At 54.0% G+C, this 26,425-nt stretch carries 24 protein-coding genes and 1 riboswitch; of the genes, 6 read left to right on the forward strand and 18 right to left on the reverse strand.

Going from position 1 to position 26,425, the window contains the following annotated elements:
• Positions 1–2 precede the first annotated feature (2 nt).
• The 4 genes from ACSZPU_RS03105 to araB all read right to left on the reverse strand — a co-directional run bounded on the left by ACSZPU_RS03105 (position 3) and on the right by araB (position 4,741).
• A complete protein-coding gene (locus tag ACSZPU_RS03105) occupies positions 3–626 on the reverse strand; it encodes a YdcF family protein (RefSeq protein WP_498995368.1) in 624 nt (207 codons plus the stop codon).
• A 157-nt stretch (positions 627–783) separates the two neighbouring features.
• On the reverse strand, positions 784–1,479 hold the full coding sequence (araD, locus tag ACSZPU_RS03110; RefSeq protein WP_498995370.1) for an L-ribulose-5-phosphate 4-epimerase: 696 nt from the start codon (positions 1,477–1,479) through the stop codon (positions 784–786).
• A gap of 54 nt (positions 1,480–1,533) precedes the next feature.
• Positions 1,534–3,036 (reverse strand): L-arabinose isomerase, encoded by a 1,503-nt coding sequence (gene araA, locus ACSZPU_RS03115; RefSeq protein ID WP_498995373.1) that lies wholly within the window; start codon positions 3,034–3,036, stop codon positions 1,534–1,536.
• Positions 3,037–3,046: 10 nt separating this feature from the next.
• A complete protein-coding gene (gene araB / locus ACSZPU_RS03120) occupies positions 3,047–4,741 on the reverse strand; it encodes a ribulokinase (RefSeq protein WP_498995375.1) in 1,695 nt (564 codons plus the stop codon).
• Between the two features lie 335 nt (positions 4,742–5,076).
• On the opposite strand from araB, the gene araC reads away from it, so the two are divergent.
• Positions 5,077–5,922 (forward strand): arabinose operon transcriptional regulator AraC, encoded by an 846-nt coding sequence (gene araC, locus ACSZPU_RS03125; RefSeq protein ID WP_498995378.1) that lies wholly within the window; start codon positions 5,077–5,079, stop codon positions 5,920–5,922.
• Positions 5,923–6,050: 128 nt separating this feature from the next.
• Complete coding sequence (locus ACSZPU_RS03130) at positions 6,051–6,815, forward strand: DedA family protein (RefSeq protein ID WP_498995380.1); 765 nt, start codon at positions 6,051–6,053, stop codon at positions 6,813–6,815.
• Here ACSZPU_RS03130 and thiQ read toward each other — a convergent pair.
• The 4 genes from thiQ to sgrR form a co-directional block, all read right to left on the reverse strand.
• Entirely contained in the window at positions 6,808–7,503 is a 696-nt protein-coding gene (gene thiQ / locus ACSZPU_RS03135; protein ID WP_498995382.1) for a thiamine ABC transporter ATP-binding protein ThiQ, read from the reverse strand. The genes ACSZPU_RS03130 and thiQ overlap by 8 nt on opposite strands.
• Positions 7,487–9,097 (reverse strand): thiamine/thiamine pyrophosphate ABC transporter permease ThiP, encoded by a 1,611-nt coding sequence (gene thiP / locus ACSZPU_RS03140; protein ID WP_498995384.1) that lies wholly within the window; start codon positions 9,095–9,097, stop codon positions 7,487–7,489. The genes thiQ and thiP overlap by 17 nt, the downstream gene beginning before the upstream one ends.
• Positions 9,073–10,056, reverse strand: coding sequence for a thiamine ABC transporter substrate binding subunit (gene thiB / locus ACSZPU_RS03145; RefSeq protein ID WP_498995385.1), 984 nt, complete (start codon positions 10,054–10,056; stop codon positions 9,073–9,075). Before thiB ends, thiP begins: the two co-directional genes overlap by 25 nt.
• Positions 10,057–10,089: 33 nt before the next feature.
• A riboswitch (TPP riboswitch) is annotated at positions 10,090–10,190 on the reverse strand.
• A 76-nt stretch (positions 10,191–10,266) separates the two neighbouring features.
• The gene (gene sgrR / locus ACSZPU_RS03150) at positions 10,267–11,922 is read right to left on the reverse strand and encodes an HTH-type transcriptional regulator SgrR (protein ID WP_498995388.1); all 1,656 of its coding nucleotides are present in this window, start codon (positions 11,920–11,922) and stop codon (positions 10,267–10,269) included.
• A gap of 87 nt (positions 11,923–12,009) precedes the next feature.
• On the opposite strand from sgrR, the gene sgrT reads away from it, so the two are divergent.
• Positions 12,010–12,162, forward strand: coding sequence for a glucose uptake inhibitor SgrT (sgrT, locus tag ACSZPU_RS03155; protein ID WP_498995389.1), 153 nt, complete (start codon positions 12,010–12,012; stop codon positions 12,160–12,162).
• A 100-nt stretch (positions 12,163–12,262) separates the two neighbouring features.
• Complete coding sequence (locus tag ACSZPU_RS03160; RefSeq protein ID WP_498995391.1) at positions 12,263–13,441, forward strand: sugar efflux transporter; 1,179 nt, start codon at positions 12,263–12,265, stop codon at positions 13,439–13,441.
• A gap of 46 nt (positions 13,442–13,487) precedes the next feature.
• On the opposite strand, the gene ACSZPU_RS03165 is transcribed toward ACSZPU_RS03160, so the two are convergent.
• The gene (locus tag ACSZPU_RS03165; RefSeq protein WP_498995393.1) at positions 13,488–14,798 is read right to left on the reverse strand and encodes an MFS transporter; all 1,311 of its coding nucleotides are present in this window, start codon (positions 14,796–14,798) and stop codon (positions 13,488–13,490) included.
• 231 nt (positions 14,799–15,029) lie between these two features.
• On the opposite strand from ACSZPU_RS03165, the gene ACSZPU_RS03170 reads away from it, so the two are divergent.
• Positions 15,030–15,926 carry a LysR family transcriptional regulator gene (locus ACSZPU_RS03170; RefSeq protein WP_498995395.1) on the forward strand — a complete coding sequence of 299 codons (897 nt, stop codon included), beginning with the start codon at positions 15,030–15,032 and terminating at the stop codon, positions 15,924–15,926.
• A 37-nt stretch (positions 15,927–15,963) separates the two neighbouring features.
• Here the strand turns inward: ACSZPU_RS03170 and aroD are convergent, their stop codons facing one another.
• Genes aroD through ACSZPU_RS03190 form a run of 4 tightly spaced genes read right to left on the reverse strand, consistent with a single transcriptional unit; the run spans position 15,964 to position 20,879 of the window.
• Positions 15,964–16,719: a type I 3-dehydroquinate dehydratase gene (aroD, locus tag ACSZPU_RS03175; protein WP_498995397.1), complete on the reverse strand. Its 756-nt coding sequence runs from the start codon at positions 16,717–16,719 to the stop codon at positions 15,964–15,966.
• A 30-nt stretch (positions 16,720–16,749) separates the two neighbouring features.
• The gene (locus ACSZPU_RS03180) at positions 16,750–17,961 is read right to left on the reverse strand and encodes an MFS transporter (RefSeq protein ID WP_498995398.1); all 1,212 of its coding nucleotides are present in this window, start codon (positions 17,959–17,961) and stop codon (positions 16,750–16,752) included.
• Positions 17,962–17,971: 10 nt separating this feature from the next.
• The gene (locus tag ACSZPU_RS03185; RefSeq protein WP_498995400.1) at positions 17,972–18,835 is read right to left on the reverse strand and encodes a shikimate dehydrogenase; all 864 of its coding nucleotides are present in this window, start codon (positions 18,833–18,835) and stop codon (positions 17,972–17,974) included.
• Positions 18,836–18,845: 10 nt separating this feature from the next.
• The gene (locus tag ACSZPU_RS03190) at positions 18,846–20,879 is read right to left on the reverse strand and encodes an oxidoreductase (protein ID WP_498995401.1); all 2,034 of its coding nucleotides are present in this window, start codon (positions 20,877–20,879) and stop codon (positions 18,846–18,848) included.
• A gap of 143 nt (positions 20,880–21,022) precedes the next feature.
• On the opposite strand from ACSZPU_RS03190, the gene ACSZPU_RS03195 reads away from it, so the two are divergent.
• Positions 21,023–21,157, forward strand: coding sequence for a hypothetical protein (locus ACSZPU_RS03195; RefSeq protein WP_498995403.1), 135 nt, complete (start codon positions 21,023–21,025; stop codon positions 21,155–21,157).
• Positions 21,158–21,281: 124 nt separating this feature from the next.
• Here the strand turns inward: ACSZPU_RS03195 and leuD are convergent, their stop codons facing one another.
• The 5 genes from leuD to leuL all read right to left on the reverse strand — a co-directional run bounded on the left by leuD (position 21,282) and on the right by leuL (position 26,140).
• Complete coding sequence (gene leuD / locus ACSZPU_RS03200; protein ID WP_498995405.1) at positions 21,282–21,887, reverse strand: 3-isopropylmalate dehydratase small subunit; 606 nt, start codon at positions 21,885–21,887, stop codon at positions 21,282–21,284.
• A 12-nt stretch (positions 21,888–21,899) separates the two neighbouring features.
• Positions 21,900–23,297 carry a 3-isopropylmalate dehydratase large subunit gene (gene leuC / locus ACSZPU_RS03205; protein ID WP_498995407.1) on the reverse strand — a complete coding sequence of 466 codons (1,398 nt, stop codon included), beginning with the start codon at positions 23,295–23,297 and terminating at the stop codon, positions 21,900–21,902.
• A 2-nt stretch (positions 23,298–23,299) separates the two neighbouring features.
• On the reverse strand, positions 23,300–24,391 hold the full coding sequence (gene leuB, locus ACSZPU_RS03210; protein WP_498995409.1) for a 3-isopropylmalate dehydrogenase: 1,092 nt from the start codon (positions 24,389–24,391) through the stop codon (positions 23,300–23,302).
• Positions 24,391–25,962, reverse strand: a complete 1,572-nt coding sequence (leuA, locus tag ACSZPU_RS03215; RefSeq protein WP_498995411.1) for a 2-isopropylmalate synthase — start codon at positions 25,960–25,962, stop codon at positions 24,391–24,393. Before leuA ends, leuB begins: the two co-directional genes overlap by 1 nt.
• 91 nt (positions 25,963–26,053) lie before the next feature.
• Positions 26,054–26,140 (reverse strand): leu operon leader peptide, encoded by an 87-nt coding sequence (leuL, locus tag ACSZPU_RS03220; RefSeq protein ID WP_498995416.1) that lies wholly within the window; start codon positions 26,138–26,140, stop codon positions 26,054–26,056.
• Positions 26,141–26,425 lie beyond the last annotated feature (285 nt).

The raw sequence follows: 26,425 nt of genomic DNA on the forward strand, positions 1-26,425 counted from the left end.
GGCTACAGGTCGACTTTTTGTATCGGCGTGCCTGGTAGATATCTCAGTATGCGATAACCGGTGTAATAGAAAGCTTCGCTCAGCAGAAAAGGCAACTGTGTTGACCATGAACGATACCGGCTTGTGCTGGTGGGCGAGGACCAGCTCACGATGTCGTTATCCTGAGCGATAAGCCGCATGCGCAACATATGCAGAGGGTCACTGACCAGCAGTGCCGTGTGCATCTTCTGGCGTTCCATGATCGTTTTGGCGTTACGGATATTTTCGCGTGTGACGGTAGACTGCTCGTCGATAAAAATAACCGCCTCAGGGACGCCAAGGTGAACGAGATAGTCCCGGGCGATGGCGGCATCGGATTCGCTTGCGCCCTGGCTGAGGCCACCGGTCAGGATCAGCGTATTCACTTTGCCGTCCCGATAGAGCCCAATCACGTGGTCCAGTCTGGCGGTAAAGACCGGGCTGGGGGATTTTCCATTGATACCAGCCCCCGCAACAATCGCGCAGTCGGCTTTGCGGGTCTGATCCTGTTGGCTAAAGCGGTAAATAGCGATGGCGTTATAGACGATCACGAACGCCGCCGTGGCGATCCCCAGCAGTAACCATTTTCCCGCTCTCTTTATTAGCACCGACGTTTCTCCCTTGTTTCAGCCTGGGGGTTAGCATTATCCGTTCACGTCGAAAAAACAACATTATGCGGATTTATGTCGATGTATTCGGAATTTGACAGAAGGGGATCGGTAGCCCGGATAAGGCGCTTACGCCGCATCCGGGAGAGAGTTGAACTCACTGTCCGTAATAGGCTTTGGCGCCGTGTTTACGCAGGTAGTGCTTATCCAACAGCGTCTGTTGCATATCCGGGAGTTCTGGTGCGAGCTGGCGGCAGAAAATGCCCATATAGGCCACTTCCTCCAGCACGATGGCGTTGTGCACCGCGTCGTCGGCGTTTTTCCCCCAGGCGAATGGCCCGTGGGAATGCACCAGTATGCCGGGCATCTGCGCCGGATCGATACCCTGCGTACTGAACGTTTCAACGATCACGTTGCCAGTTTCCCACTCATACTCGCCGTTGATTTCGGCATCGGTCATTTTGCGCGTGCAGGGGATCGTGCCGTAGAAATAGTCGGCGTGGGTTGTCCCGGTTGCCGGAATCGCCTGGCCGGACTGCGCCCAGATGGTGGCGTGGCGCGAATGGGTATGTACAATGCCGCCAATGCTCGGGAACGCCTGATAGAGCAGGCGATGCGTTGGGGTATCGGAAGAGGGTTTTTTCTTGCCTTCCACCACTTCGCCGGTTTCGATACTGACCACCACCATGTCCTCGGCGGTCATCACGCTGTAATCGACGCCGGAAGGTTTGATAACGAATACGCCGTGCTCACGGGAGACCGCGCTGACGTTACCCCAGGTCAGGGTCACCAGATTGTGTTTTGGCAGGGCCAGATTGGCTTCCAGTACCTGCTGTTTCAATGCTTCTAACATGCTGCTTTCCTCCAGGAAAAAGAGGCCTGCCGGAGCAGGCCAAATGTTCCCCTGTTAACGTTTGGAGCCGTAATACACTTCGTTCCAGCGCAAAGCGTCTTTAAAGGCAGGCAGGCGGGTATCGTTATCGATAACCGCAATTTCGATGCCGTGCAGCTCAGAGAACTGACGCATGTCATTGAGGTTCAGGGCGTGGCTGAACACGGTATGGTGCGCGCCGCCCGCCAGAATCCAGGCTTCGGAGGCGGTCTGTAAATCCGGCTGCGCTTTCCAAAGGGCATTAGCAACCGGCAGTTTCGGCAGGTCGTGCGGCGTCTTAACGGCGTCAACACAGTTCACCAGCAGGCGGAAGCGATCCCCCAGATCGATCAGGCTGGCGTTAATGGCCGGGCCAGTTTTGGTGGAGAAAATCAGACGTGCCGGATCGGCTTTACCGCCAATGCCGAGGAACTGCACATCGAGGATCGGTTTTTCATCCAGCGCGATGGTCGGGCACACTTCCAGCATGTGTGAGCCGAGCGCCAGATCGTTGTTCTCTTCGAAGTGATAGGTGTAGTCCTCCATAAAGGAGGTGCCGCCCTGCAGACCGGTCGACATCACCTTCATGATGCGAAGCAGAGCGGCAGTTTTCCAGTCGCCTTCGCCAGCGAAACCATAGCCCTGTTGCATCAGGCGCTGTACGGCCAGCCCTGGCAGCTGTTTCAGGCCGTGTAAATCTTCAAACGTGGTGGTGAAAGCATGGAAACCGCCTTGTTCGAGGAAGCGTTTCATGCCCAGCTCAATGCGTGCGGCATCGATAACGTTCTGGCGCTTGTCACCGTTCACCTGTGCGGCGGCGTTCAGACGGTAGCTGCTTTCATACTCATCGACCAGCGCGTTAACGTCGCCTTCGCTGATGCTGTTCACTACCTGCACCAGGTCGCCCACGCCCCAAGTATTGACGGAGAAACCGAATTTAATCTGTGCGGCCACTTTATCGCCGTCGGTCACTGCCACTTCACGCATGTTGTCGCCGAAACGGCACACTTTCAGATGACGGGTATCCTGTTTCGACACCGCCTGACGCATCCAGGCACCAATACGCTGGTGCGCTTTTTTGTCCTGCCAGTGGCCAGTAACAACGCTATGCTGCTGGCGCATACGGGCGCCGATAAAGCCGAATTCACGGCCGCCGTGTGCGGTCTGGTTCAGGTTCATAAAGTCCATGTCGATGCTGTCCCACGGCAGGGCGGCATTGAACTGAGTATGGAATTGCAACAGCGGTTTGTTGAGGATAGTCAGGCCGTTAATCCACATTTTGGCCGGTGAGAAGGTGTGCAGCCACACTACCATCCCGGCGCACTTGTCGTCGTAGTTGGCGTCACGGCAGATATTCGTAATTTCATCCGGCGAGGTGCCGAGCGTCTTAAGGACCAGTTTGCAGGGTAATTTGGCTTCGGCGTTCAGCGCGTTAACCACTTGTTCGCCATGCTGCGTCACCTGACGCAGGGCTTCGGGTCCGTACAGGTGTTGGCTGCCAATCACAAACCAAACTTCATAATTATCAAAAATCGTCATTATTGTGTCCTTAGTGAGTGAGCGCTGCCTGCGTTGCTGGCGCGGCTACAGGAAGATAGTGAAGCTCGGCGCTTTTCGCCCATTGCTGGTAGCGGCGGTAGAGTTGTTCAAAGCGTTGAGCCTGCGCGGGAGCGGGCTGCAGCGTATTTTCGATTTGGCTGGCCATCTGCTGTTGGGCACCGGGGATATCGGTATGAACCCCTGCGGCGACGGCGGCAAAAATGGCCGCACCGAGCGCACAGCATTGATCCGATGCGACAATTTGCAGCGGGCGGTTAAGCACATCGCAGCAGGCCTGCATAATGACCGGGTTCTTGCGGGCGATACCGCCCAGTGCCATGACGTTGTCGATGGCAATGCCCTGTTCGGTAAAACACTCCATGATGGCGCGAGCACCAAAAGCGGTGGCGGCAATCAGCCCGCCAAAGAGCGCCGGCGCGTCGGTGGCCAGGTTCAGGTCGGTGATCACCCCTTTCAGGCGCTGGTTGGCGTTCGGCGTGCGGCGGCCGTTAAACCAGTCGAGCACCACCGGCAGATGTTGCAGCGAGGGGTTTTGCGCCCAGGCTTCTGTCAGGGCTGGCAGTAGCTGTTTCTGGCTGGCTTTAATTTGCGTTTTCAGTTCCGGATGCTGCAGCGCCAGCTGTTCCAGCGGCCAGCCGAGGATGCGTCCAAACCAGGCGTAGATGTCGCCAAAGGCGGATTGCCCGGCTTCCAGACCAATAAAGTCCGGTACCACGCTGCCATCCACCTGACCACAGATGCCTTTCACCGCACGGTCGCCGACGCTGGGCTTATCAGCAATCAGAATGTCGCAGGTGGAGGTACCAATCACTTTGACCAGCGTATTCGGCTGTGCGCCTGCGCCTACGGCACCCATATGGCAGTCGAACGCGCCGCCGGAAATGATCACCGTCTCCGGTAATCCCAGGCGTTGCGCCCATTCGGCGGTCAGCGTGCCGACCGGAATGTCTGCGGTAAAGGTGTCAGTAAACAGCGGGCACGGCAGGTGTTTATTGAGGATCGGATCCAGTTCATCGAAGAAGCTGGCGGGCGGTAAGCCACCCCAGCTCTCGTGCCACAACGATTTATGCCCGGCGCTACAGCGGCCACGGCGGATATCCTGCGGACGGGTGGTGCCAGAAAGCAGAGCAGGCACCCAATCGCACAGCTCAATCCACGATGCGGCGGCCTGGGCGACGTCGTTATCGGCGCGGGTGACGTGAAGGATTTTTGCCCAGAACCACTCGCTGGAATAAATCCCACCGATGTAGCGTGAATAGTCGACTTTGCCCGTCGCGTGGCACAGGGCGGTGATTGCTTCCGCTTCCTCGACCGCCGTGTGATCTTTCCACAACACAAACATCGCATTGGGGTTGTCCGCAAACTCGGGACGCAGCGCCAGTACGCGCCCTTCGGCGTCGATAGGGGCGGGCGTTGAACCTGTGCTGTCCACGCCAATGCCTTTGACCTGGGCACGCTGTTCCGACGTCAGTTCCGCCAGCACGCTTCTAATCGCCATTTCCATCGATTCGATATAGTCCCGGGGATGGTGACGAAATTGATTATGTGCCGCGTTGCAGTAGCGTCCCTCTTGCCAGCGGGGATACCACTCCACGCTGGTGGCGATTTCTGCGCCAGAGGTACAGTCCACTGCCAGTGCGCGAACGGAGTCGCTGCCAAAATCGAGGCCAATTGTGATTGCCATCGTGTTGCTCCATGAAGAATAACCTTATGGAGAAACATAGTGATCGGCTGAAAAAAGCGTCAGGCAGGATTCGCTAATCTTATGGACTAAAATGCTATGGCACTGCAAAGTGTGACCGTGTGCAAAAATTCCATGTGGACATTTTAGCCGTCTTTATAGACACTTTGGTTGACCCTTTTTATCCCCTTTGTGTCATAAAATTGGCGTAATTGCTTTTATCTGGCGGGGTTAAAAGTGACGGTGTTTTCCTTGTGCCTGGTCAAAACGCCTGATTAATGAAAAGCGTATCAATATGGACAATTGGTTTCCTTCATGATGACCGGAGTATCGAGTTTATGGCTGAGTCGCAAAATGATCCTCTGTTGCCTGGTTACTCGTTTAACGCCCATCTGGTGGCGGGGTTGACCCCCATCGAGTCCGAGGGCTATCTCGATTTTTTCGTTGATCGTCCACTGGGAATGAAAGGGTACATTCTCAATCTCACCATCCGCGGTGAAGGTGTCATCAATAACCACGGGAAACAGTATGTTTGCCGCCCTGGCGACATGATTTTGTTTCCGCCGGGGGAAATCCACCACTACGGCCGCCACCCGGATGCCAAAGAGTGGTATCACCAGTGGGTCTACTTCCGTCCGCGCGCGTACTGGCACGAGTGGCTGAGTTGGCCGACTCTCTTCGCGCAAACCGGTTTCTTTCGCCCGGAAGAGGCCTGGCAGTCGCAGTTTAGCGAGCTGTTTGGGCAGATTATCGATGCCGGGCAGAGCGGTGGGCGTTACGCGGAATTGCTGGCGATAAATCTGCTCGAGCAGCTGTTGTTGCGCCGTATGGATGCCATCAATGAATCCCTGCATCCGCCGCTGGATAACCGCGTGCGCGATGCCTGCCAGTACATCAGCGACCACCTGGCGGACAACCACTTTGATATCGCCAGCGTTGCGCAGCACGTTTGTTTGTCACCGTCTCGCCTCTCGCACCTGTTCCGCCAGCAATTGGGGGTGAGCGTGCTGAGCTGGCGCGAGGATCAGCGAATCAGCCAGGCGAAACTGTTACTGAGTACGACGCGGATGCCGATCGCCAGCGTCGGGCGAAATGTTGGCTTTGAAGACCAGCTTTACTTCTCGCGGGTCTTTAAAAAATGCACCGGCGCCAGCCCCAGTGAATTTCGTGCAGGATGTGAATAGAGCGTAAAGAATGGCAAGAAGTGGCCCCGCAACCTGTCATAACCGGAAAATTATTCAGATAATTGAAGCTTGACCCTCAGGGTAAGCGCCTGGAGAATTCCAGCTTCAATTTTTTGACCGGAAAACGTATGCAAGCATTGCTGGAACACTTTATTACCCAATCCACGACCTACACGCTGATTGCGATTGCGCTCGTGGCTTTCCTGGAGTCGCTGGCACTGGTGGGGTTGATTCTGCCTGGCACGGTGATGATGGCGGCGCTTGGGGCGCTGATTGGCAGCGGTGAAGTGAATTTCTGGCACGCCTGGATGGCAGGGATTGTCGGGTGCCTGCTGGGGGACTGGATCTCATTCTGGCTTGGCTGGCGTTTTAAAAAGCCACTGCACCGTTGGTCATTCATTCGCAAGAACAAAGCGCTGCTGGATAAAACCGAGCATGCGCTGCATCAGCACAGCATGTTCACGATTCTGGTGGGGCGCTTTGTCGGCCCGACGCGCCCGATTGTGCCGATGGTTGCGGGGATGCTCGATTTACCTGTGACGAAGTTCTTACCGCCCAATATCATTGGTTGCCTGCTGTGGCCGCCGTTCTATTTCCTGCCGGGTATCCTGGCGGGCGCGGCGATTGATATCCCGGCAGGGGAGCAAAGCGGTAATTTCAAATGGTTGCTGCTGCTGGCGGCGGTACTGCTCTGGCTGGCGTTCTGGATGTGCTGGCGTCTGTGGCGCAGCGGTAACGCGGGGCTGGATCGTTTAACGGCATATTTGCCGCGTCGCCGACTGTTCTGGTTAGCGCCACTGCTGAGCGTGGGCGCGGTGTTTGCGGTGACGATTCTGGTTCGCCACCCGCTGATGCCTGTCTACCTGTCTATATTGCAAAAAGTGGTTACCTGATCCCCAGTAACGAAGAGACCGGGGCGTTGCCGCTGAGCAATTCGTCGGTCTTCCCATCCCAGGCAATACGTCCATCGGCAATCACCAGCGCGCGCGACGCGATGCGGGCGGCGTCTTCCACATTGTGCGAAACCATCAGCAGCGTTAACTGCTGGCGGTGGCAGACCTCTTTTACCAGCGCGAGCATCTCCTGGCGCAGGGCCGGGTCGAGGGCGGAGAAGGGCTCATCCAGCAGGAGCACAGGCTGTTCGCGTACCAGACAGCGGGCTAGCGCCACGCGTTGCCGCTGGCCGCCGGAAAGCTGATCCGGCAGGCGATTGAGTAACGTCTCCAGCCCCATGGTGCTGGCAATAGTCGTAAGCTTCGTATTTTGCTCAGGTGACAGCTTTAGCCCGGGGTCCAGCCCCAGACCAATATTTTGCCGCACCGTGAGATGGGTAAAGAGATTGTTCTCCTGAAACAGCATCGACACCGGGCGTCGCGAAGGCGGCGTGTGGCTGTGATCGTTATTTTCAATCATGATGACGCCGCTGGCCGGTGAGAGAAAACCGGCAATCAAATTCAGCAGCGTACTTTTCCCGGCCCCGCTTGGCCCCAGTACGGCGACCTGCTCACCCTGTTTAATCGACAGCGTAAAACGCATGGGTAAATGCTGATATAGCCAGGTTACATCAATCAGTCTTAGCATGGCGGCCCGGAAGTTTTTCGATAAAGGTAAACAATAAAAAGCACAGGAGCAGCAAAATCAGCGCGGTAACCGCACCATCCTGCGTGCGATAGGAGCCAATCTGCTGATAAAGATAGAACGGCAGCGTACGGAAATCGTCATTGCCAAACAACGCCACGACGCCAAAATCGCCAATCGACAGTACGCAGGCAAAGGCCAGCGCCTGCGCCAGCGGCGTTTTCAGCGCCCGCAGTTCAATGACTCTCAGGCGACGAAAACCCTCAATGCCCAGCGACTGGCAGAGCAGGCTGTAGCGCGCCGTCACATCCCGCATCGGGTTTTCCAGCACTTTCAGGGCATAGGGAATGGCCATCAGGGCATTGGTGAAAATCACAATACCATCGGCGGACGAGGGCAGGCCGATGCTGTTATTGAGCAGCAGGAAAAAGCCGGTCGCCAGCACAATGCCCGGCATCGCCAGAATCAGCATGCCGCTCATCTCCAGCGCCTGCCCGGCCAGCTGAAGCTGGCGGGCGCGTAGCTCGCGGCTGCTCCAGAGCAGCATCATGGTCAAGGTCACACACAGCAATCCCGCCGCCAGCGCAATGCGCACCGAGGTCCAGATGGCCTGCCAGAGCACGGGCTGGGTAAGAACATGCAACAGGCTGAGGTTAAGGCCATCGAGAATCACCGCCAGCAGCGGCGGTAACAGCAGCAGGAGCGCCAGGGCAATAAGCGTGTAGTCGGCGATACGGCTGAATGGACTGTCTTCCGGGTCGCGCCAGCCCTGAATCTGATGGCTACCAACGGAAAGGGTTTTGCTCAGGCGCTGGCTAAGCAACACCAGCCCAAGGCAGCAAATCATCTGAATCAACGCCAGCAGCGCCGCGCGCCCTGGGTCGAAGTCGTAACTCAGCGCCTGATAGATAGCCAGCTCAATGGTGGTTGCCTGCGGGCCGCCGCCGAGTGACAGCACGGTGGCGAAACTCGCAAAGCAGAGCATAAAAATGAGCGCGGTGACCGGGGGGATCTGGCGGCGTAGCCATGGCCACTCGACATAACGGAAGAACGACCAGCCGCGCATCCCCAACTGGGCCGCCAGCTGGCGCTGTTCGCCGGGGATCTGTTCAAGCGCCTGTAACAACAGACGTGATGCCATCGGCAGGTTAAAAAAGACGTGCGCCAGCAGAATACCCAACAGCCCGTACGGCGAGAATGTCCACTCCAGGCCTGCCGCGCGAAACGCGGAGGCAATCCAGCCCTGGCGGCCATAGACGCTCAGGATCCCAAACACCCCGACCAGCACCGGGAGGATCAACGTCATGGCACACAGGCGCAGTAGAGCAAGACGACCGGGGAAGCGTCGCCGATAGAGCGCGCGGGCGAGAAAAATAGCCGGTGCGACGGAAAGCAGCGCCGAGAGAAAGGCCTGCCAGAAAGAGAAACGCACCACGTGCCACAGATAGCTGTCCTGCAGGAGCGCAGCCAGATCTGCCGTGGGGGCGTTTTGCCAGAGTGCGAGAAACGCGGCGATAGCCACCGCCACCATTAACGTAGCGGCGGCCAGGCCGGGAACCAGCCAGCCGAAGGTTAGTGGCTGACGGCGCGTTGCCATGCATTAATCCATTCGCCGCGCTGGGTTGCGACGTCTTGCGGGGTATATTCCAGCGAGGTCTGTGGTTTCACCAGCGTGTCAAAACCCACGGGCAGGGCGACGTTGTTGACCGGGAACATCCAGTTGCCGGTCGGGATGGCGTTCTGGAATGCCGGAGAGACCATAAATTTCAGGAACTTCTCTGCCAGCTCCGGCTGCTTGCTGGCAGCGGTACGGGCGGCGACTTCAACCTGCAGGTAGTGACCTTCGATAAAGGCCGCGGCGGCGTAGTTGTCTTTCTTCTCTTCAATGATGTGGTAAGCCGGAGAGGTGGTGTAGCTCAGAACCAGGTCGCCTTCCCCTTTCAGGAACAGACCATACGCTTCGCTCCAGCCCTTGGTCACTGTGACGGTTTTAGCCGCCAGTTTTTGCCAGGCTTCCGGGGCTTTATCGCCATACACTTTCTGCATCCACAGCAGCAGGCCAAGGCCCGGCGTGCTGGTGCGCGGATCTTCATAAATCACGCGCCATTTCTGCTCGCTTTCCACCAGTTCTTTCAGGCTTTTCGGTGGGTTTTTCAGCTTGTTTTTGTCATAAACGAACGCGAACCAGCCGTAGTCAAACGGAACGAAGGTATCGTTTTTCCAGCCGCCAGGAACGGTAACGGCGTCCGGGGAAATGCCGCTTTTGGCGAACAGTTTGGTCTGTGTGGCGGCTTCCAGCAGGTTGTTATCCAGCCCCAGCACCACATCCGCTTTGCTGTTTTTGCCTTCCATACGTAAACGGTTAAGCAGCGATACGCCATCTTCCAGCGCGACAAATTTCAGCTCACAGTTGCAGTCGGCTTCGAAGGCTTTTTTCACCGCCGGCCCCGGCCCCCATTCTGCAGAGAAGGAGTCGTAGGTATAAACGGTCAGGATCGGTTTCGCGAAAGCGGGTGCTGCGGCAAGCAGCAGGAATGGCAGAACTTTTTTAAGCACTTTGCACCTCAAAAATGGGTGGCAAAGAGGATTTTAAGCGATAGCCTCAAATCCCTTCGCCGGCGTTATCCGGATCAGGTTCGACGGGTATTTTCTCAGCACACGCTTTTGGCGCAGCACCCCGTTGAGCACCGCGCCATTGTAATGAGTTTGTAAGTTTTCTGAAAGCATCCCTTCATTATTCGGCTGGACGTACCAAAAACGTAAGGATTATGGGTCGGGCGGGGCGAACCACGCGGATTTGAAGTCAAACCAGCCAAGGGTGTTCATGCGCAGACCGCGCATACTGCGCTGGCCCTGAATCCTTAGCCAGTGGTGAATCAGCGGCACCATGGCTTTGCTTGCCAGTAGCTGCTGACACCAGGCGGCTAGGTTCATCTCCCCGGCGCGCCAACGCTCCGCATCGGCCTGCCAGTCCAGTGAAACGCAGTGCTGAATCAGCGGGACTTCATATAAATGGGTGAAGAGGGAGAAATCGAGCGGCAGCGTGAAGTTGGCGCTGTTGAGCCAGATATCGCTGACGATATCGCCACGGTGCCACTCCTCATAGTCCACCTCTTGTATCTCAAGGGGTACGTCATGCTGCGCCAGCAGCTTGCTCATGGTGTGGGCAATGGCTTTGTGCTCATTGTGATCGCGGTAAAAGGTCAGCGTAAGCGACTCCAGCCCCGCCGGCTTTTCACCGCTGGCCGGGCGCGCATGGTGCCAGCGCGGCAGCAGGCCATACGCCGGGAACCAGTACTGCTGATAATGCTCTTCTGCGTGATAAAGCAGCCGGGTGGGGGAAAGTACCTGACTTATCCAGTCGCGCACGGCCTGGTTTGCACCCCGATGTGAACGGGCATCGAAGAGCAGATAGTAACAGCCTTCCTCAAGGCGGCTTTCAACGGCTTTCTCGCCGTCGGTGGGGCCATCGATGGTCAGGCCGCCGTTCGGCTCATCACCAATTTCCGGCAGCACCCAAACGTTCACCTCGTCAATAAGAGCACGATAGCCGAAGTAATCATCAAAGGCGTGGATTTTCAGCTGGTTATTGTTGTTGCGGGTGACCGCGTAAGGCCCGGTGCCGACCGGATGGCTGGAGAAATTCGCCATTGAGTTCCACTCCTGCGGCAGGATCATGGCTGGCACATGCCCCATCAGCCAGGGCAGCCAGTTGTCCTGCTGTGACAGGTGAATATCCAGCGTCCAGGGCGTCGGGGTGACAATCTGAGTGATATGCGAATAGAGCGGCAGCGTACAGACGCGCTCGAGAGAGGCGATAACATCGCGCATTTCCAGTTCGCGACCGTGGTGAAAATGGATGCCGGGACGTAAATAAAAACGCCAGTGGAGCGGCGTAATGGCCTTCCAGTGATGCGCGATGTCCGCTTCCAGTTCCCCGTTTTCCTCATTTATGCGTGTCAGGGCGCTGAAAATTTGCCGCGCCATGTGGGTTTCGGAGCGTCGCAGGGCGGTGCCAGGCAGCAAATTACGCAGTGGGCGGTAGTACAACACCCGAAGAATATGCCGCCCCTGGCGGAAACTACGCCCCAAATGAGAGACCAGCATCTGGCGGACCGCGCTCTTATCGCCCACCAGTTGTACTAACTGATCGATCCTGTCCTGCTCCAGTAAATCCTCCGCCCGCTGTTGCTGCAATGCCAGACCGGTGTAGAGGAACGTCAGGCGCGAACGCTTACCACGCCCGGCTTCGGCCTCCCAGGTCAGCCAGCCGCGCTCTTCCATGGTGTTGAGCAGGGTGCGCATATGGCGGCGGGAACAGCTCAGCAGATCGGCCAGCTCATTGAGCGTTGTTTCCTGGGATTTTCCGTCGCAGCATTGCCACAGACGGATGAACTGTTGTTGCAGGCGACCTGACGGCATAAAAGGGGAACTCCTGATAAAAAGTCAGCAATTTATTTATCCCTATATTAAGCCAATAATCTTCCGTGATGAAGCGAGGAGGTGGCTATGAAGAGATCGTCCACACGGCAATTTTACTTAGCGTATTTTCGCGCGACGCAGCATGCGTCCCGGCTCTTTGGTCTGAGCGCGAACCAGCGGCTGAAAATGCTCGAAGAATTAATGCAGTGGGAAGTGACAATCCCGGTCTCTAAGTCCTGAATCGCGTCCATCATGTGTGACTGAGTATTGGTGCTAATCACCACGCCAGCAGTTATTATCTGCTGGCTTTTTTCGTTTCTTTCGCAAGCAAGGGATCTTTATGCTCTGGTTAGCCACGATGGGACGTCGCCTGAATGGGGTCTTCATCGCTTTTATGATCGTCGCGTTTATGATCGGTGTTGCCGGTGCTTTGCAGGCCCCAACGCTGAGCTTATTTTTGAGTCGTGAGGTGGGTGCGCAACCTTTTTGGGTCGGACTGTTTTATACCGTCAACGCCATTGCCGGGATCCTTGTCAGCCTCGGGCTGGCAAAGCGTTCTGACCAACAGGGCGATCGCAAAAGGCTGATCATGTTCTGCTGCCTGATGGCGGTAGGCAACGCCCTCTTGTTTGCCTTCAATCGCCATTACCTGACCCTGATCACCTGCGGGGTGATGCTGGCCTCGCTGGCGAGTACCGCCATGCCGCAGCTCTTTGCGCTGGCAAGAGAATATGCGGACAGCTCGGCGCGAGAAGTAGTGATGTTCAGCTCCATCATGCGTGCGCAGATTTCGGTGGCGTGGGTGATTGGCCCGCCGATGGCCTTTATGCTGGCGCTTAACTACGGCTTTACCGCTATGTACTCGATTGCCGCCGGCATATTCGTGATAAGCCTTGTGCTCGTGGCATTCTGGCTGCCTTCGGTGAAACGAATTAAACAGCCGGCGGATATTGCCGTCACTGAGGCCAGTGGCTGGAGCAATAAGAACGTCCGGATGCTGTTTATCGTCTCGACGATGATGTGGACCTGCAACACGATGTACATTATTGATATGCCGCTGTGGATCAGCAGTGAGCTGGGCTTGCCGGACAGTCTGGCGGGCGTGCTAATGGGGACGGCCGCAGGGCTGGAGATCCCGGCCATGATCCTGGCAGGCTACTATGTTAAGCGTTTCGGTAAACGCAAAATGATGGTCAGCGCAGTGGCGGCGGGCGTGGTCTTCTACGCCGGTTTGATCATGTTCCACAGCCGTGAGGCACTGCTTGGCCTGCAGGTCTTTAACGCCATCTTCATTGGCATTATTGCCGGTATTGGCATGCTGTGGTTCCAGGATTTGATGCCAGGACGCGCAGGGTCTGCCACCACGCTGTTCACCAACAGTATCTCGACGGGGGTGATCCTCGCCGGGGTGATTCAGGGCGCACTGGCGCAAAGTTTAGGTCATGCGAAAGTGTACTGGGTCATTGCGGTGCTCTCGCTGGTCACGCTCTTCCTGACCAGCCGGGTTAAAGACGTCTGATGCGAAAAAACGCTCCCGGCTATGCAATGTTGCCGGGAGCAGCGGATCAGTTGAACTCAATACGTTTGATATCACCAATGATAAAGATGTAAGCCACTAAACCTATTAATGCGGTTAAGCCAATATAAATGAGTGCGTAGAAAAAATTTCCCGTCCCGGCAATAATAAAGCCGATAATCAGCGGCGTAATAATGGATGCCATATTGGCACAGAAGTTAAAGATTCCCCCTGTCAGTCCCGCCATATTTTGGGGTGCAATATCGGAAATGAGTGTCCAGCCGAGGCCGACCATTCCCTGGCCAAAGAAGGCAATGGACATAATGATAATCACCATGGTGTTATTCGACACCCAGTTGGCCGTAATAATAAAGCTGGAGAGTAACAGCCCGGTAATAATGGGGAGCTTCCTGCTGACGTTTACCGATGCCGTTTTCTTCAATAATTTATCCGAAACCCAGCCGCCGAAAATGATGCCAATTGCCGCCGCAAGAAATGGCCATGTGGCAAAAAAACCAACGTGAAGCCACGGTAACTGGCGTTCCTGAGCCAGATACGTGGGGAACCATGTCAGAAAGAAAACCAGCGTTGTATTGCCAGCATACTGTCCTAAGCTAGCGCCGATAACCTGACGACAGCAGAGCAGGCGTTTGGCATCCGCCCAGTTGAAGGGGATATTTTCATTTGCGCTTTCTTTATTTCCAATGCCGATGTAATCCAGTTCTTCTTTATTTGCTGCTGTGGATTCATGGGGCTCTTTATAAAATTTCCACCACACAAAAGTGAATGCAATGCCTAATCCACCAGTGATGAAAAATAGTGTTCTCCAGCCATGGTGTTCAAGAATTAAAAATAGAATTGGCGAGAAAGCGGCCAGGCCAATATATTCACCAACCGTGTAGGTTGCCGTTGCCCGGGCGCGCTCATGCTGCGGAAACCATGTCCCCACGACGCGGCTGTTAACAGGAAAACAAGGGGCTTCACTGATTCCCAGACCCAGGCGAAATAACAAGAGAGATTTTAAACCCAGTGAAAAACTTTGTAATAATGTGAATGTCGACCAGAAAAAGATGGAAAGGGCGTAGGTTATTTTGTTCCCGAAGCGATCTAAAAACATTCCTCCGGGAATTTGCGCCAGCGCGTAGGTCCAGGCAAAGGCCGAAAATACGATCCCCATTATGGCAGGATCGATGTGAAGCTCGCTGGTTAACGCAGGGGCAACAACACCGAGAATGGTGCGATCAAGGTAATTGATCATTGTGCCGATCGATAATAACAATAAAATTACAATTCGCGCCCGGCTTCTTTTCCTCGTTCCGGCTAAGGGTACGGCGCTTTCCTGGTTCGCTATTGTCCTCATGTGAATATCCTTTAAAGTTTAAAATATTTTTGCATATATCGCCACATGCAGAAATACTTTATCCCCCCGTTGTTTATTTTCACGCTATAAACTAACGCGTAACATATTATTTACCGCAGCATGTGAATATTTGATATTGCCCAAGAATTCATGCTTTACCCCCTAAGGACTACCCCTGTTGTGCTATATTCAATGCAATATCTTTAATTTTATATTATACGGTCAAAAATAATGAACCTAAAGCAACTTTATTATTTTAAGCGATTATCTGAAACGGAGCATTACACCGAAGCGGCCTCCAGCCTCTTCATCACTCAACCTTCGCTAAGCCACGCCATATCTGAGCTGGAGAAGGAGCTTGGCGTGTCCTTGTTTGCCCGAAAGGGGCGCAATGTCGAAATTACGCAAAATGGAAAACGCTTTCTTCCCTATGTCGAGGATGCGCTGACATCGCTGGAAAATGGCAGAATGACCTTACAGAAAAGCGGGCTGGAAAATAAGGAGAATATTCGCATCGCCTTTATTTATACTATGGGTGAATATGTTGTTCCGCAATTAATCCAAAAATATTCTACACTTCCTTCTCGCCACAATGTGACCTTCTCGTTTACGCAGGGGACGTCACTGACCTTATTGCAGGATTTGAAATCCGGTAAGAGTGATTTAACGATTTGTTCCTATATTCCTGATGAACCAGATATTGATTTTATCCCGATTATTCAGCAGGAACTGGTGGTCGTCACTGCGAAGGATCACTCGCTGGCGAAGCTGTATCAAAATGAAGTGGATCTTGTTGAGACGATTCACTATCCATATATCTATTTTTCTGAAAACAGCGGGTTACGACCATTTATTGATAATGTCTTTATGCAGCAAAAATTGGTGCCGGATATTGCCTGTTATGTTGATGAAGACACGGCGATGGCGGGGCTGGTCAGTATTGATTACGGTATTGCGATCATGCCAAGAATTTCCGCGCTCTCGTACTACAACGTCCATATTCTGGCTATCAAGAATAAGATCCCGCCGCGTTATATCTATCTGGCGACCATGAAAGATCGCGTACTGTCACCGACTATTCAATCGTTTAGAAACTTCATTATTAATGACAGCCAGCAAAAGCGCTAACAAAACGCCCGGAGGTAAGCTCCGGGCTTTCTATTTTTTAGTACAGAATATCCATTAGCTCACGCAGCTCTTTGATCGCGATCTGCCCTGGTGCGGAGGCCTGACCGACGGTACCGAACGTCATCGCTGAGCCAAACAGGCGACCCGTTACGCGGCTGACGCCACCCATTTTTGCCATTGACATGGTAATAATCGGGCGTGTCGCATACTTTTCTTTCATGGTCAGGGTGGCTGACAGCAGCGTCAGCACATCCTGTGGCGTTTGCGGCATCACGGCAATCTTCGGCAGATCGGCACCCAGATCCTGCATCCGGCGAAGACGATAGATGATGTCTTCCTGGGCAGGTGTTTTATGGAAATCATGATTACTCATGATGACTTTGACACCTGCACCATGGGCCGCGCCGATCACTGCGCGAATCTGCGCTTCATCATTGAAGAGCTCAATGTCGATCAAATCGACCAGACCGCTGATGGCTACCTGACGATTAAGCTCGAAGTAAGCTTCCTCGCTGATTTCCGTTTCGCCACCTTCTTTTTTGCTGCGGAAGGTGAACAGCAGCGGGATATCGGCCAGAATCTGGCGGATTTCGCCCAGCGCCTGCTGCACGTGCTGCGGTTCGCGAACGTGCGTGAAGTGGTCAACGCGCCACTCGATAAGATCAGCACCGGCGGTAGCCAGCGTCCTGGCATTCGCTTGCAGTTCGTCGAGCGTTTTGCCGATCAGCGGCACACAGATAAGCGTGGTCCCTTCCTGAAAGGTGATGTTTTTAACCGTTACTGCTTTAGTCATTTTAGTATCCATAATTTTCTCGCCGAACCGTCAGGCTGTGGCGGTTGCGCGGACCGTTTTTTGGACAGCGCGAGCCTGAAACTGACGATAACCGATGTACAACGCAATCACAAAGCCGATTATGGCGATAATCAAATCAAACCACATAATGCTGGCGATGCTGATTTTGGACAGTTTTGCCGTGATCAACGGGATCGTGAAACTGGCAATACTGCCGGCGGTGTAGAAGATCCCGGTGGCTTTGCCTTTCCCTTTCGGGAAGCTCATCGCCATGATGGTTGCACCCAGCTGTAATACCCCACCTGCTGCTGAGAAACCGATCACGAAAGCAAAGCCGGTCACAATCATCGGTGTGGGGAACATGCAAACAACCAACAACGAAATCATCGAGATGCCGGTATAGAGAATCATCGCGACGGCAGAGTTAATGACATTTTTCACGAAGGTGGCGGTGACAAACACACAGCTCAGCGAGCCCGCCGTGTAGATACTCAGTAACTTGATGGCTGATTCATAGGGAATACCCGCAACGAACTGACCGTACTGCGCCAGCCACTGACTGACCAGGTAAAAGGTCGCCATACCAATATAGCCATACAGCGTGAACACCAGCATATCCATGGTACCGGCATCAGACTGATGTGCTGTTGCCGCGACAGGTTTCTCGGCGGTCTCTTTTTTCGCCCGATGGTCAGGAAAGGGCATTTTGATCAAATAGATGGCGCTCAGAACCATCAATACAGCCGCAATGACAAATGACCAGCCAAACCACATGTTCGCCCAAATCAACAGGCTAATAATGAAGGGCAGCAGGAATTGTCCGGCCGAAACAAACGCTTTGATTAACACGTTTGCGCGGCTTGCGGAGTTGGGGAAAGATTCCATCAGCGCCGGATAAGTTCCGGAATCCAGGAAGCTGTTCGCCAGACCAGCCATGATGCCAAAGCAATAGGCAGCATAGATATTTTTGGTCAGCAAGATGCCGAAGAAAAACAGCAAATAGCTCAGAATACCCAGATAGATAAAGGGCTTACGACCGTAGCGGTCAGAGAGGAAACCCGTCACGATGGTGGCAAGTTTACCGATACCCAAAGACGAAATAACGATCGAAACGCCGGCTCTGTCTGTTCCCCACTGTTCCTGTAAATTCGCCATGTTGAGGGTAATGAGTAATACCCCCATGCCATGAATCAGGTAGTTGAGATACAGCCCAGCCGCAGTTGGGACATATCTATTTTTCATCGTGCCAGCCTCAGAAAAGGACGTTTTTGACGTAATCGACCGGCATCTCTTTACCTGTCCAGATTTCAAAGGCTTTCGCCCCTTGCCAGAGCATCATTCCCAGGCCGTTCAGGGTACGGCAGCCTTTCTTCTCAGCAACTTGTAGCAGGTGGGTTTTGCGCGGATTGTAAATCACGTCAGACACGATCAGATCCGGGCGCAGGAAACTGTCGTTTGGCAGCAGCATCTGGCCTTCAAACGGTTTCATGCCGACGCCGGTGGCATTGGTGAGGATCACGCTGCTGTCGATTTCCTGACGCAGTTTGTCGTGATCGGCCAGATCGTACAGGTGGATGGCACAGCTGGTGTTATTGCGGATCTTAGCGACGGTTTGCTCCGCATTGGCGAAGAATTTGTCTTTCTGGTTGAAAATGGAGATCTCTTTTACGCCGTCCAGCGCTGCCTGAACGCAGAGCGCCGTTGCCGCACCGCCTGCACCCAGTACGGTCATTTTTTTGCCAATGATGTCTATGCCTTCTTCGGCAAGCGCGCGCATATAGCCGGTGCCGTCGGTGATATGGCCGGTTAGTACGCCATTATCGTTGACCACGGTGTTCACCGCACCGACCAGTTCTGCTGCCGGGGAGAGTTTATCCAGATACTGGCAAATGGCGGTTTTGTTCGGCATGGAGACATTGAAACCACGCAGTTCCAGGGCACGAAAACCCTGTACGACATCTTTCAGCTCCTGATTGTCGACTTCAAAGGCCAGATAGACATAGTCCAGACCCAGATGGGCAAAGGCTTCGTTATGCATTGTCGGCGACATGCTGTGACGAATCGGCGTTGCAATCAGGCCAATCAGCTCAGTGTGACCAGTAATACGTTCTGCCATGATTAAATCCTCAATATGTTAGAAGTGGAATTTTTGCTGATTCGCGGTTGCCCAGAGCACCCATGTCTTCGAGGGTGTCCAGCACGTTGCGTCCTTCGCGCACGCCATCAATGATTCGCCGGGCCATCAGGCTGTCGCCGATGTTCATTATTTTTACGTTATTGGCTCTGGCCCATTGTTCAATCTCATTGAGACCGGCGGTATTGGCACGCATTCCCAGGCAAACAAAGCCGTAGTCAAAAGGAATGTCATAAGCGCGGTCGGCTTGCTTGACGCTAAAGTGTGTCGGGTGAACGGCGACGAGTTGTGTCTGCATATGCTGTTCCACGTGGTGTTCATCCAGCATGGTCAACATGGCGTTTTTAGTGATGATGTCCAGGTCGCGGCCTGGGCCATCCTGCATCTCAATCAGCGCGGTGCTTGCGCCGCGTGCGGAAAAATATTCGATAACATCCAGACCGACGGCCCCGCCGCCGACAACGGCAATGCGTTTTCCCTCTACATCCGCGAACTGGTCCAGGTGATGAATCATGCCCATGATGGAGAAGACGTTGCCGCCCTCGACATCGATGCACTCTTTCAGCCCGTTAATTGGCGGCAGCAGCGGCGTGGAGCCGGTAGCGTTAACAATCAGGTTTGGTCGCAGCTCGGCAATGCGCTTAACATCGGCCTCTTTACCCACCTGCAGCATCAGATTGTCCAGTCCGGCCATGCGGTTTTTCATAAATTGCGGGAAGTCGGCAATACGCTTTTTCTCCGGCAGGCGTGAGATTTCTGAGGCCAGGCCGCCAAGGCTGTTTTTCTTCTCCAGCAGCCAGGTGTGGCAGCCCACTTCTGCTGCGGTACAGGCGGCTTCCATTCCTGCAGTACCTGCACCGATTACCACAACGCGGGTATCGCGGTTTACCGTACGCCGTTTGTAGGCATCGCCATGAATAATGTCCGGGTTGATGGAGCAACGCAGCGGGCGAGAGCGGGCGATACGGTGGTCGGCGCAGCCGATATTGCAGGAGATGCATTTGCGCATCAGGCGTTCGTTACCGCTCTGGACCTTCTGCACCCATTCCGGTTCGGCAATCAGCCCACGGCCAATGGCAATCAGGTCTGCATCGCCCGTTGCGATAATGTCTTCGGCGACTTTCGGGGAGCGAATATTGCCGGCGATAACGGTCGGTTTATTAAAGGTGTCGCGAACGGCGCGGGAGAGATAACGTTTCCAGCCATCTTCCAGTGACATCTGGTCAATTTGCAGATTCAGGTTGTCGTTTTGCGCGGCGGAAACATTGAGAATGTCGACCTTGTCCTGACACAGTTCCAGAATCCGCAGCGTATCTTCCAGCGTGTTACCGCCCTCAAGAAAGTCATCGGCGCTGAAACGCAGGCTAATCGGGAAGCGGGGGCCGACGCTGGCACGCACTTTATCCACCACCAGGCTTAATATTCTGGCGCGATTTTCAGTGGAACCGCCAAATTCATCGGTACGCTTATTAAACAGCGGTGACAAAAACTGGCTAATTAAATAAGAGTGGCCTGCATGAATTTCCACGCAATCAAAACCCGCGCGTTTAACGCGTTCTGCCGCTTCGCCAAATTTATTGACCGCATGATATATCTCTTCATGTGTCATGGCGCGAGGGATATTTCCGTTCTTTTTCGACGGCGTATTCGAAGAGGAGAGCGGCTGCTCGCCATTCAGGCGATAAGCATAAGCAGAAGCACCCGCGTGATTAAGCTGAATAGAGACGCAGGCACCGTGTCTGTGCAGTGTTTCGGTTAATTTGAAGAGCCCTGGAATATATTGGTCGTTATCGATACGCAGCTGCGTTGTACCGTTAGAGGCGAACGGGAAATCGATGCAGATATTCTCAATGGTAATTAAGCCCGTACCCCCTTTGGCCCGCAACTCATAGTACTCAAGCTGTTCCTGAGAGACTTCGCCGTTCAGGCTCGCCAGATTGGTACCCATTGGCGGCATGATGATCCGGTTTTTAAGCGTCATCCCGTTAATGGCTAGCGGGGTGAAAAGGTGTTGGTAGTGGCTCATTTGCTCTCTCCACGGGAAATCCAGGAGGCCGATATGCCGGGGGTCCTGATATATCCAAAGTTAATATGTTTCTGTGGGAAAGATAACGAGGGGGGCAGGGGAAAAATAATGCTTTTTTTTGCATGAAACCATAGGGTCTTTCTATGCAATTAACCGTTTTTTTACATGCTGGTATTTTTATATTAAATAATTGGGCTGTATTTTTACTTGTGTTGCCGAGTTTATACAAAAAAGAGGGAGGAACTGCACTAAATAAGGGCGTTATTGCGGGAAATTAAATTTTATATTTTCAAATATCCTTACACATCACAGGGATGAGTGTTTGATTTTGTGATCTGGATCGCGTTATGGAAAGTAAAATGCCCGGCCAAAAGACCGGGCATCAGAGAGACAGCAGGCGGTTTAGTTCATAAACGCGGGCTGTTTGTTCTCGTAGTTGGAGATGGCATCTTCATGCTGCAGGGTCAGACCGATACTGTCGAGACCGTTCAGCATACAGTGACGGCGGAATGCGTCGATGACAAACGAGTAGGATTTATCCCCGGCTTTCACTACCTGGGCTTCCAGGTCCACCTCAAACGAGATGCCCGGATTCGCCTGAACCAGTTTAAACAGCTCATCCACTTCTTCGTCGCTCAGTTTCACAGGCAGCAGCTGGTTATTAAAGCTGTTGCCGTAGAAGATGTCCGCGAAGCTCGGTGCAATAACGGTTTTAAAGCCGTAGTCGGTCAGTGCCCAGGGGGCATGCTCACGTGATGAACCGCAACCGAAGTTTTCCCGCGCCAGCAAAATGGACGCACCTTTGTATTCCGGGAAGTTAAGAACGAATTCCGGGTTCGGCACTTCGCCTTTATCATCCAGGAAACGCCAGTCGTTAAACAGATGTGCGCCAAAACCGGTACGCGTCACCTTCTGCAAAAACTGTTTTGGAATGATGGCGTCGGTATCGACGTTGGCGGCATCCAGTGGGACAACCAGGCCAGTGTGCTGTGTATATTTCTCTGCCATGATTATCTCCCCTTACAAGCTGCGAATATCAGCGAAATGACCGGTTACCGCAGCAGCGGCTGCCATTGCCGGACTGACCAGGTGGGTACGACCACCGCGACCCTGACGACCTTCAAAGTTACGGTTACTGGTGGATGCGCAACGTTCGCCCGGATTCAGACGGTCATTGTTCATGGCCAGGCACATTGAGCAGCCCGGCAAACGCCACTCGAAACCGGCTTCGATAAAGATCTTATCCAGCCCTTCGGCTTCGGCCTGCGCTTTCACAGGACCAGAGCCCGGTACGACCAGCGCCTGCACGCCTGGCGCCACTTTACGGCCTTTGGCGATTTCAGCCGCGGCACGCAAATCTTCAATACGTGAGTTTGTGCAGGAGCCGATAAAGACTTTGTCAATGGCAACAGACGTCAGCGGCACGCCTGGTTGCAGGCCCATATAGGCCAGCGCTTTCTCAGCAGAGGCGCGCTCAACCGGATCGGCAAAGGAGGCCGGGTCCGGGATGATGTCATTAACGGAGATAACCTGACCCGGGTTGGTACCCCAGGTGACCTGCGGCGCAATCTCTTCCGCCTGCAACGTCACAACCGTATCGAAAGTCGCACCGTCGTCGGTTTTCAGCGTCTTCCAGTATTCCACCGCGTCGTCGAAATCTTTCCCTTTCGGCGCATGCAGACGACCTTTCACGTAGTTAAAGGTGGTTTCATCCGGCGCGACCAGGCCCGCTTTAGCGCCCATTTCAATGGCCATGTTGCACAGGGTCATACGACCTTCCATGCTCAGCGCCGCAATCGCGTCGCCGCAGAATTCGACGACATGCCCGGTACCGCCCGCGCTGCCGGTTTTACCGATAATCGCCAGCACGATGTCTTTCGCTGTGATGCCAACTGATGCTTTGCCTTTAACTTCGATTTTCATGGTTTTGGCGCGGCCCTGTTTCAGGGTTTGTGTCGCCAGCACGTGCTCAACTTCGGAGGTCCCGATACCGAACGCCAGTGCGCCAAACGCGCCGTGGGTGGCGGTGTGGGAGTCACCGCAGACGATGGTCATGCCCGGCAGGGTGACACCCTGTTCCGGCCCCATCACGTGTACGATGCCCTGATACGGGTGGTTCAGGTCATACAACTCAACGCCGAATTCTTTGCAGTTCTTGATCAGTTCCTGCATCTGAATACGCGCCATCTCGCCGGAGGCGTTGATGTCTTTGGTCTGCGTGGAGACGTTATGATCCATGGTCGCAAAGGTCTTGCCCGGCTGACGTACCGGGCGATTGTGCGCGCGCAGGCCGTCGAACGCCTGAGGTGACGTCACTTCGTGCACCAGATGGCGGTCGATATACAACAGCGGGGTTTCGTTTGGCGCTTCGTAAACAACGTGCGCATCAAACAATTTTTCGTACAGCGTTTTGGCCATGGTTACACCCCTTCGGCGATATAACGGGTGATGATGTCACCCATCTCATCGGTACTGACAGCAGCGGCGCCACGGGCTAAATCACCGGTACGCACACCTTCTTCTAAAGCGCGGTTGATGGCGCTTTCAATCGCCGTTGCCGCGTCGTTGGCATCCAGGCTGTAACGCAGCAGCAGCGCGAGAGACAGGATCTGCGCGATCGGGTTGGCGATATTTTTGCCTGCGATATCCGGTGCGGAGCCACCAGCCGGTTCGTACAGACCAAAACCTTGCTCATTCAGGCTGGCAGACGGCAGCATACCCATAGAGCCGGTGATCATTGCGCACTCATCAGACAGAATGTCGCCGAACAGGTTAGAGCACAGCAGCACGTCAAACTGGGACGGATCTTTAATCAACTGCATGGTGGCGTTATCGATATACATATGCGCCAGTTCTACGTCCGGGTATTCCTGTGCCACTTCATTGACGATTTCACGCCACAGCAGAGAGGTCTGCAATACGTTGGCTTTATCAATGGAGTGCACTTTTTTACGGCGTTTACGCGCAGATTCAAAGGCGATACGCGCAATACGTTCGATCTCAAAACGGTGATACACCTCGGTATCAAACGCTTTCTCATGCTGACCACTGCCTTCGCGGCCTTTTGGCTGACCGAAGTAGATACCGCCAGTCAGCTCACGCACGCAGAGAATATCAAAGCCGTTAGCGGAGATATCAGCACGCAGCGGGCAGAACGCTTCCAGCCCCTGGTACAGCTTTGCCGGACGCAGGTTGCTGAACAGTTTGAAATGTTTACGCAGCGGCAGCAGAGCCCCACGCTCCGGCTGCTGTGCTGGAGGCAGATTTTCCCATTTCGGGCCGCCTACGGAGCCAAACAGGATCGCGTCTGCCTGTTCACAACCTTCCACGGTTGCCTGCGGCAGCGGGTTACCATGACGATCAATGGCGATACCGCCCACATCATAGTGGCTGGTGGTGATACGCATATCGAAACGGCGACGAACGGCTTCCAGTACTTTTAAGGCTTGCGCCATGACTTCCGGGCCAATACCGTCACCCGGCAACACGGCAATATGGTAGTTCTTCGACATCACACGGTTTCCTTGTTGTTTTCTTTATTTTGAGCTTTGCGTTGCAATTCTTTTTCAACTTCTGCGGCGCGCCAGATGTTGTTCAGCACGTGTACCATCGCTTTGGCGGAGGATTCCACGATATCTGTTGCCAGACCCACGCCATGGAAACGGCGTCCGCTGTAAGTGACGACGATATCCACCTGACCCAGCGCATCTTTGCCCTGGCCTTTGGCATTGAGATCGTATTTGACCAGCTCAACGTCATAACCGGTAATGCGATTAATCGCCTGATAAATGGCGTCTACCGGGCCGTTGCCGTTAGCGGCTTCTGCTTTGGTTTCTTCACCACAGGCCAGCTTCACGGAGGCGGTTGCGATATCGCTGGAACCGGACTGCACGCTAAAGTAATCCAGGCGGAAATGCTCGGGCTCTTCCTGCTGTTTGTTGATGAACGCCAGCGCTTCCAAGTCGTAATCGAAGACCTGGCCTTTTTTGTCCGCCAGTTTCAGGAACGCATCGTACAGATGGTCCATGTTGTAGTCGGTTTCTTTGTAGCCCATCTCTTCCATACGGTGTTTCACCGCCGCGCGACCAGAACGGGAAGTCAGGTTCAACTGGACATGGTTCAGGCCGATGGATTCCGGGGTCATGATTTCGTAGTTTTCGCGATTTTTCAGCACGCCATCCTGGTGGATACCGGAGGAGTGGGCGAAGGCGCCGGTGCCGACAATCGCTTTGTTCGCCGGGATTGGCATGTTGCAAATCTGGCTGACGGTCTGGCTGGTGCGCCAGATTTCGTTGTGATTAATGCGGGTGTGCACATTCATGATGTCTTTACGCACTTTGATGGACATGATGACTTCTTCCAGCGAGCAGTTACCCGCGCGCTCGCCGATGCCGTTCATGGCGCCTTCAACCTGACGTGCGCCTGCATGAACCGCGGCAATGGCGTTGCCAACCGCTAAGCCTAAGTCATCGTGGGTGTGGACAGAGATAATGGCCTGGTCGATGTTCGGAACACGTTCGTACAAACCGGAAATGATGTTGGCGAACTCGAAAGGCATGGTGTAGCCAACGGTGTCCGGGATGTTGATGGTTTTTGCACCCGCGTTGATGGCGGCTTCAACCACACGTGCCAGGTCAGCAATCGGCGTACGGCCTGCATCTTCGCAAGAGAACTCAATGTCGTCGGTGTAATTACGGGCGCGCTTAATCATATAAATGGCACGCTCGATCACTTCATCCAGCGTACTGCGCAATTTGGTGGCGATATGCATCGGTGACGTGGCGATAAAGGTATGGATGCGGAACGCCTCGGCGACTTTCAGCGATTCAGCCGCTACATCAATATCTTTCTCTACACAGCGTGCCAGCGCGCAGACGCGGCTGTTTTTGACCTGACGCGCGATAGTTTGTACGGATTCGAAATCGCCCGGAGAGGACACCGGAAAACCGACCTCCATGACGTCAACACCCATACGTTCCAGTGCCAGGGCGATCTGCAGCTTCTCTTTCACACTCAGGCTGGCCTGTAACGCTTGTTCACCATCACGTAAGGTTGTATCAAAAATAACGACTTGCTGGCTCATGGTTTGGTCCTTGTCTCTCTTCGGTCGCCTTGCTACGAGCATAAAAAAACCCGCGCCAAGGCGCGGGTTCTTAGTGTAACTGGAGGATGACTCAACGCTGAGTGTCGCCCACCGGTCTACCGCGCACATGGGATGCGTTTAGTAGTAGTAGACCGAGGTTGCGAACATTGCGAATCATTAACCATGCTCCAGATGAATGCGATTAACTGCGATATGCCATTAGTGGTACTGGATTCAGAAATCAAAGTCAACACTTAGCCCTGTAAAAGCGCATGAAAACGGATTAGGCACTGCGTTTTATTTTAGTTAATCGTGCTGTAATTCAATGAAAAATCAAAATAAGGTATTAGTGCTATTTCATACTTGACGTTGTTTGTACCTAGATTGTGTCGTCACGAGGATAAAAATCATTGATAATAGGGCCTTCTAATCAGAAGGCCCTATTATCATGACTATTCCAGCC

The organism is Phytobacter sp. V69, from assembly GCF_965644215.1.
Classification (GTDB): Bacteria; Pseudomonadota; Gammaproteobacteria; order Enterobacterales; family Enterobacteriaceae; genus Phytobacter.

Excerpts from the sequence above, each read along its gene's own strand:
- araD (WP_498995370.1), bottom strand. The coding sequence starts at position 1,479 with ATGTTAGAAGCATTGAAACAGCAGGTACTGGAAGCCAATCTGGCCCTG.
- araA (WP_498995373.1), bottom strand. The coding sequence starts at position 3,036 with ATGACGATTTTTGATAATTATGAAGTTTGGTTTGTGATTGGCAGCCAA.
- araB (WP_498995375.1), bottom strand. The coding sequence starts at position 4,741 with ATGGCAATCACAATTGGCCTCGATTTTGGCAGCGACTCCGTTCGCGCA.
- araC (WP_498995378.1), top strand. The coding sequence starts at position 5,077 with ATGGCTGAGTCGCAAAATGATCCTCTGTTGCCTGGTTACTCGTTTAAC.
- ACSZPU_RS03130 (WP_498995380.1), top strand. The coding sequence starts at position 6,051 with ATGCAAGCATTGCTGGAACACTTTATTACCCAATCCACGACCTACACG.
- thiQ (WP_498995382.1), bottom strand. The coding sequence starts at position 7,503 with ATGCTAAGACTGATTGATGTAACCTGGCTATATCAGCATTTACCCATG.
- thiP (WP_498995384.1), bottom strand. The coding sequence starts at position 9,097 with ATGGCAACGCGCCGTCAGCCACTAACCTTCGGCTGGCTGGTTCCCGGC.
- sgrR (WP_498995388.1), bottom strand. The coding sequence starts at position 11,922 with ATGCCGTCAGGTCGCCTGCAACAACAGTTCATCCGTCTGTGGCAATGC.
- sgrT (WP_498995389.1), top strand. The coding sequence starts at position 12,010 with ATGAAGAGATCGTCCACACGGCAATTTTACTTAGCGTATTTTCGCGCG.
- ACSZPU_RS03160 (WP_498995391.1), top strand. The coding sequence starts at position 12,263 with ATGCTCTGGTTAGCCACGATGGGACGTCGCCTGAATGGGGTCTTCATC.
- ACSZPU_RS03165 (WP_498995393.1), bottom strand. The coding sequence starts at position 14,798 with ATGAGGACAATAGCGAACCAGGAAAGCGCCGTACCCTTAGCCGGAACG.
- ACSZPU_RS03170 (WP_498995395.1), top strand. The coding sequence starts at position 15,030 with ATGAACCTAAAGCAACTTTATTATTTTAAGCGATTATCTGAAACGGAG.
- aroD (WP_498995397.1), bottom strand. The coding sequence starts at position 16,719 with ATGACTAAAGCAGTAACGGTTAAAAACATCACCTTTCAGGAAGGGACC.
- ACSZPU_RS03180 (WP_498995398.1), bottom strand. The coding sequence starts at position 17,961 with ATGAAAAATAGATATGTCCCAACTGCGGCTGGGCTGTATCTCAACTAC.
- ACSZPU_RS03185 (WP_498995400.1), bottom strand. The coding sequence starts at position 18,835 with ATGGCAGAACGTATTACTGGTCACACTGAGCTGATTGGCCTGATTGCA.
- ACSZPU_RS03190 (WP_498995401.1), bottom strand. The coding sequence starts at position 20,879 with ATGAGCCACTACCAACACCTTTTCACCCCGCTAGCCATTAACGGGATG.
- ACSZPU_RS03195 (WP_498995403.1), top strand. The coding sequence starts at position 21,023 with ATGCAATTAACCGTTTTTTTACATGCTGGTATTTTTATATTAAATAAT.
- leuD (WP_498995405.1), bottom strand. The coding sequence starts at position 21,887 with ATGGCAGAGAAATATACACAGCACACTGGCCTGGTTGTCCCACTGGAT.
- leuC (WP_498995407.1), bottom strand. The coding sequence starts at position 23,297 with ATGGCCAAAACGCTGTACGAAAAATTGTTTGATGCGCACGTTGTTTAC.
- leuB (WP_498995409.1), bottom strand. The coding sequence starts at position 24,391 with ATGTCGAAGAACTACCATATTGCCGTGTTGCCGGGTGACGGTATTGGC.
- leuA (WP_498995411.1), bottom strand. The coding sequence starts at position 25,962 with ATGAGCCAGCAAGTCGTTATTTTTGATACAACCTTACGTGATGGTGAA.
- leuL (WP_498995416.1), bottom strand. The coding sequence starts at position 26,140 with ATGATTCGCAATGTTCGCAACCTCGGTCTACTACTACTAAACGCATCC.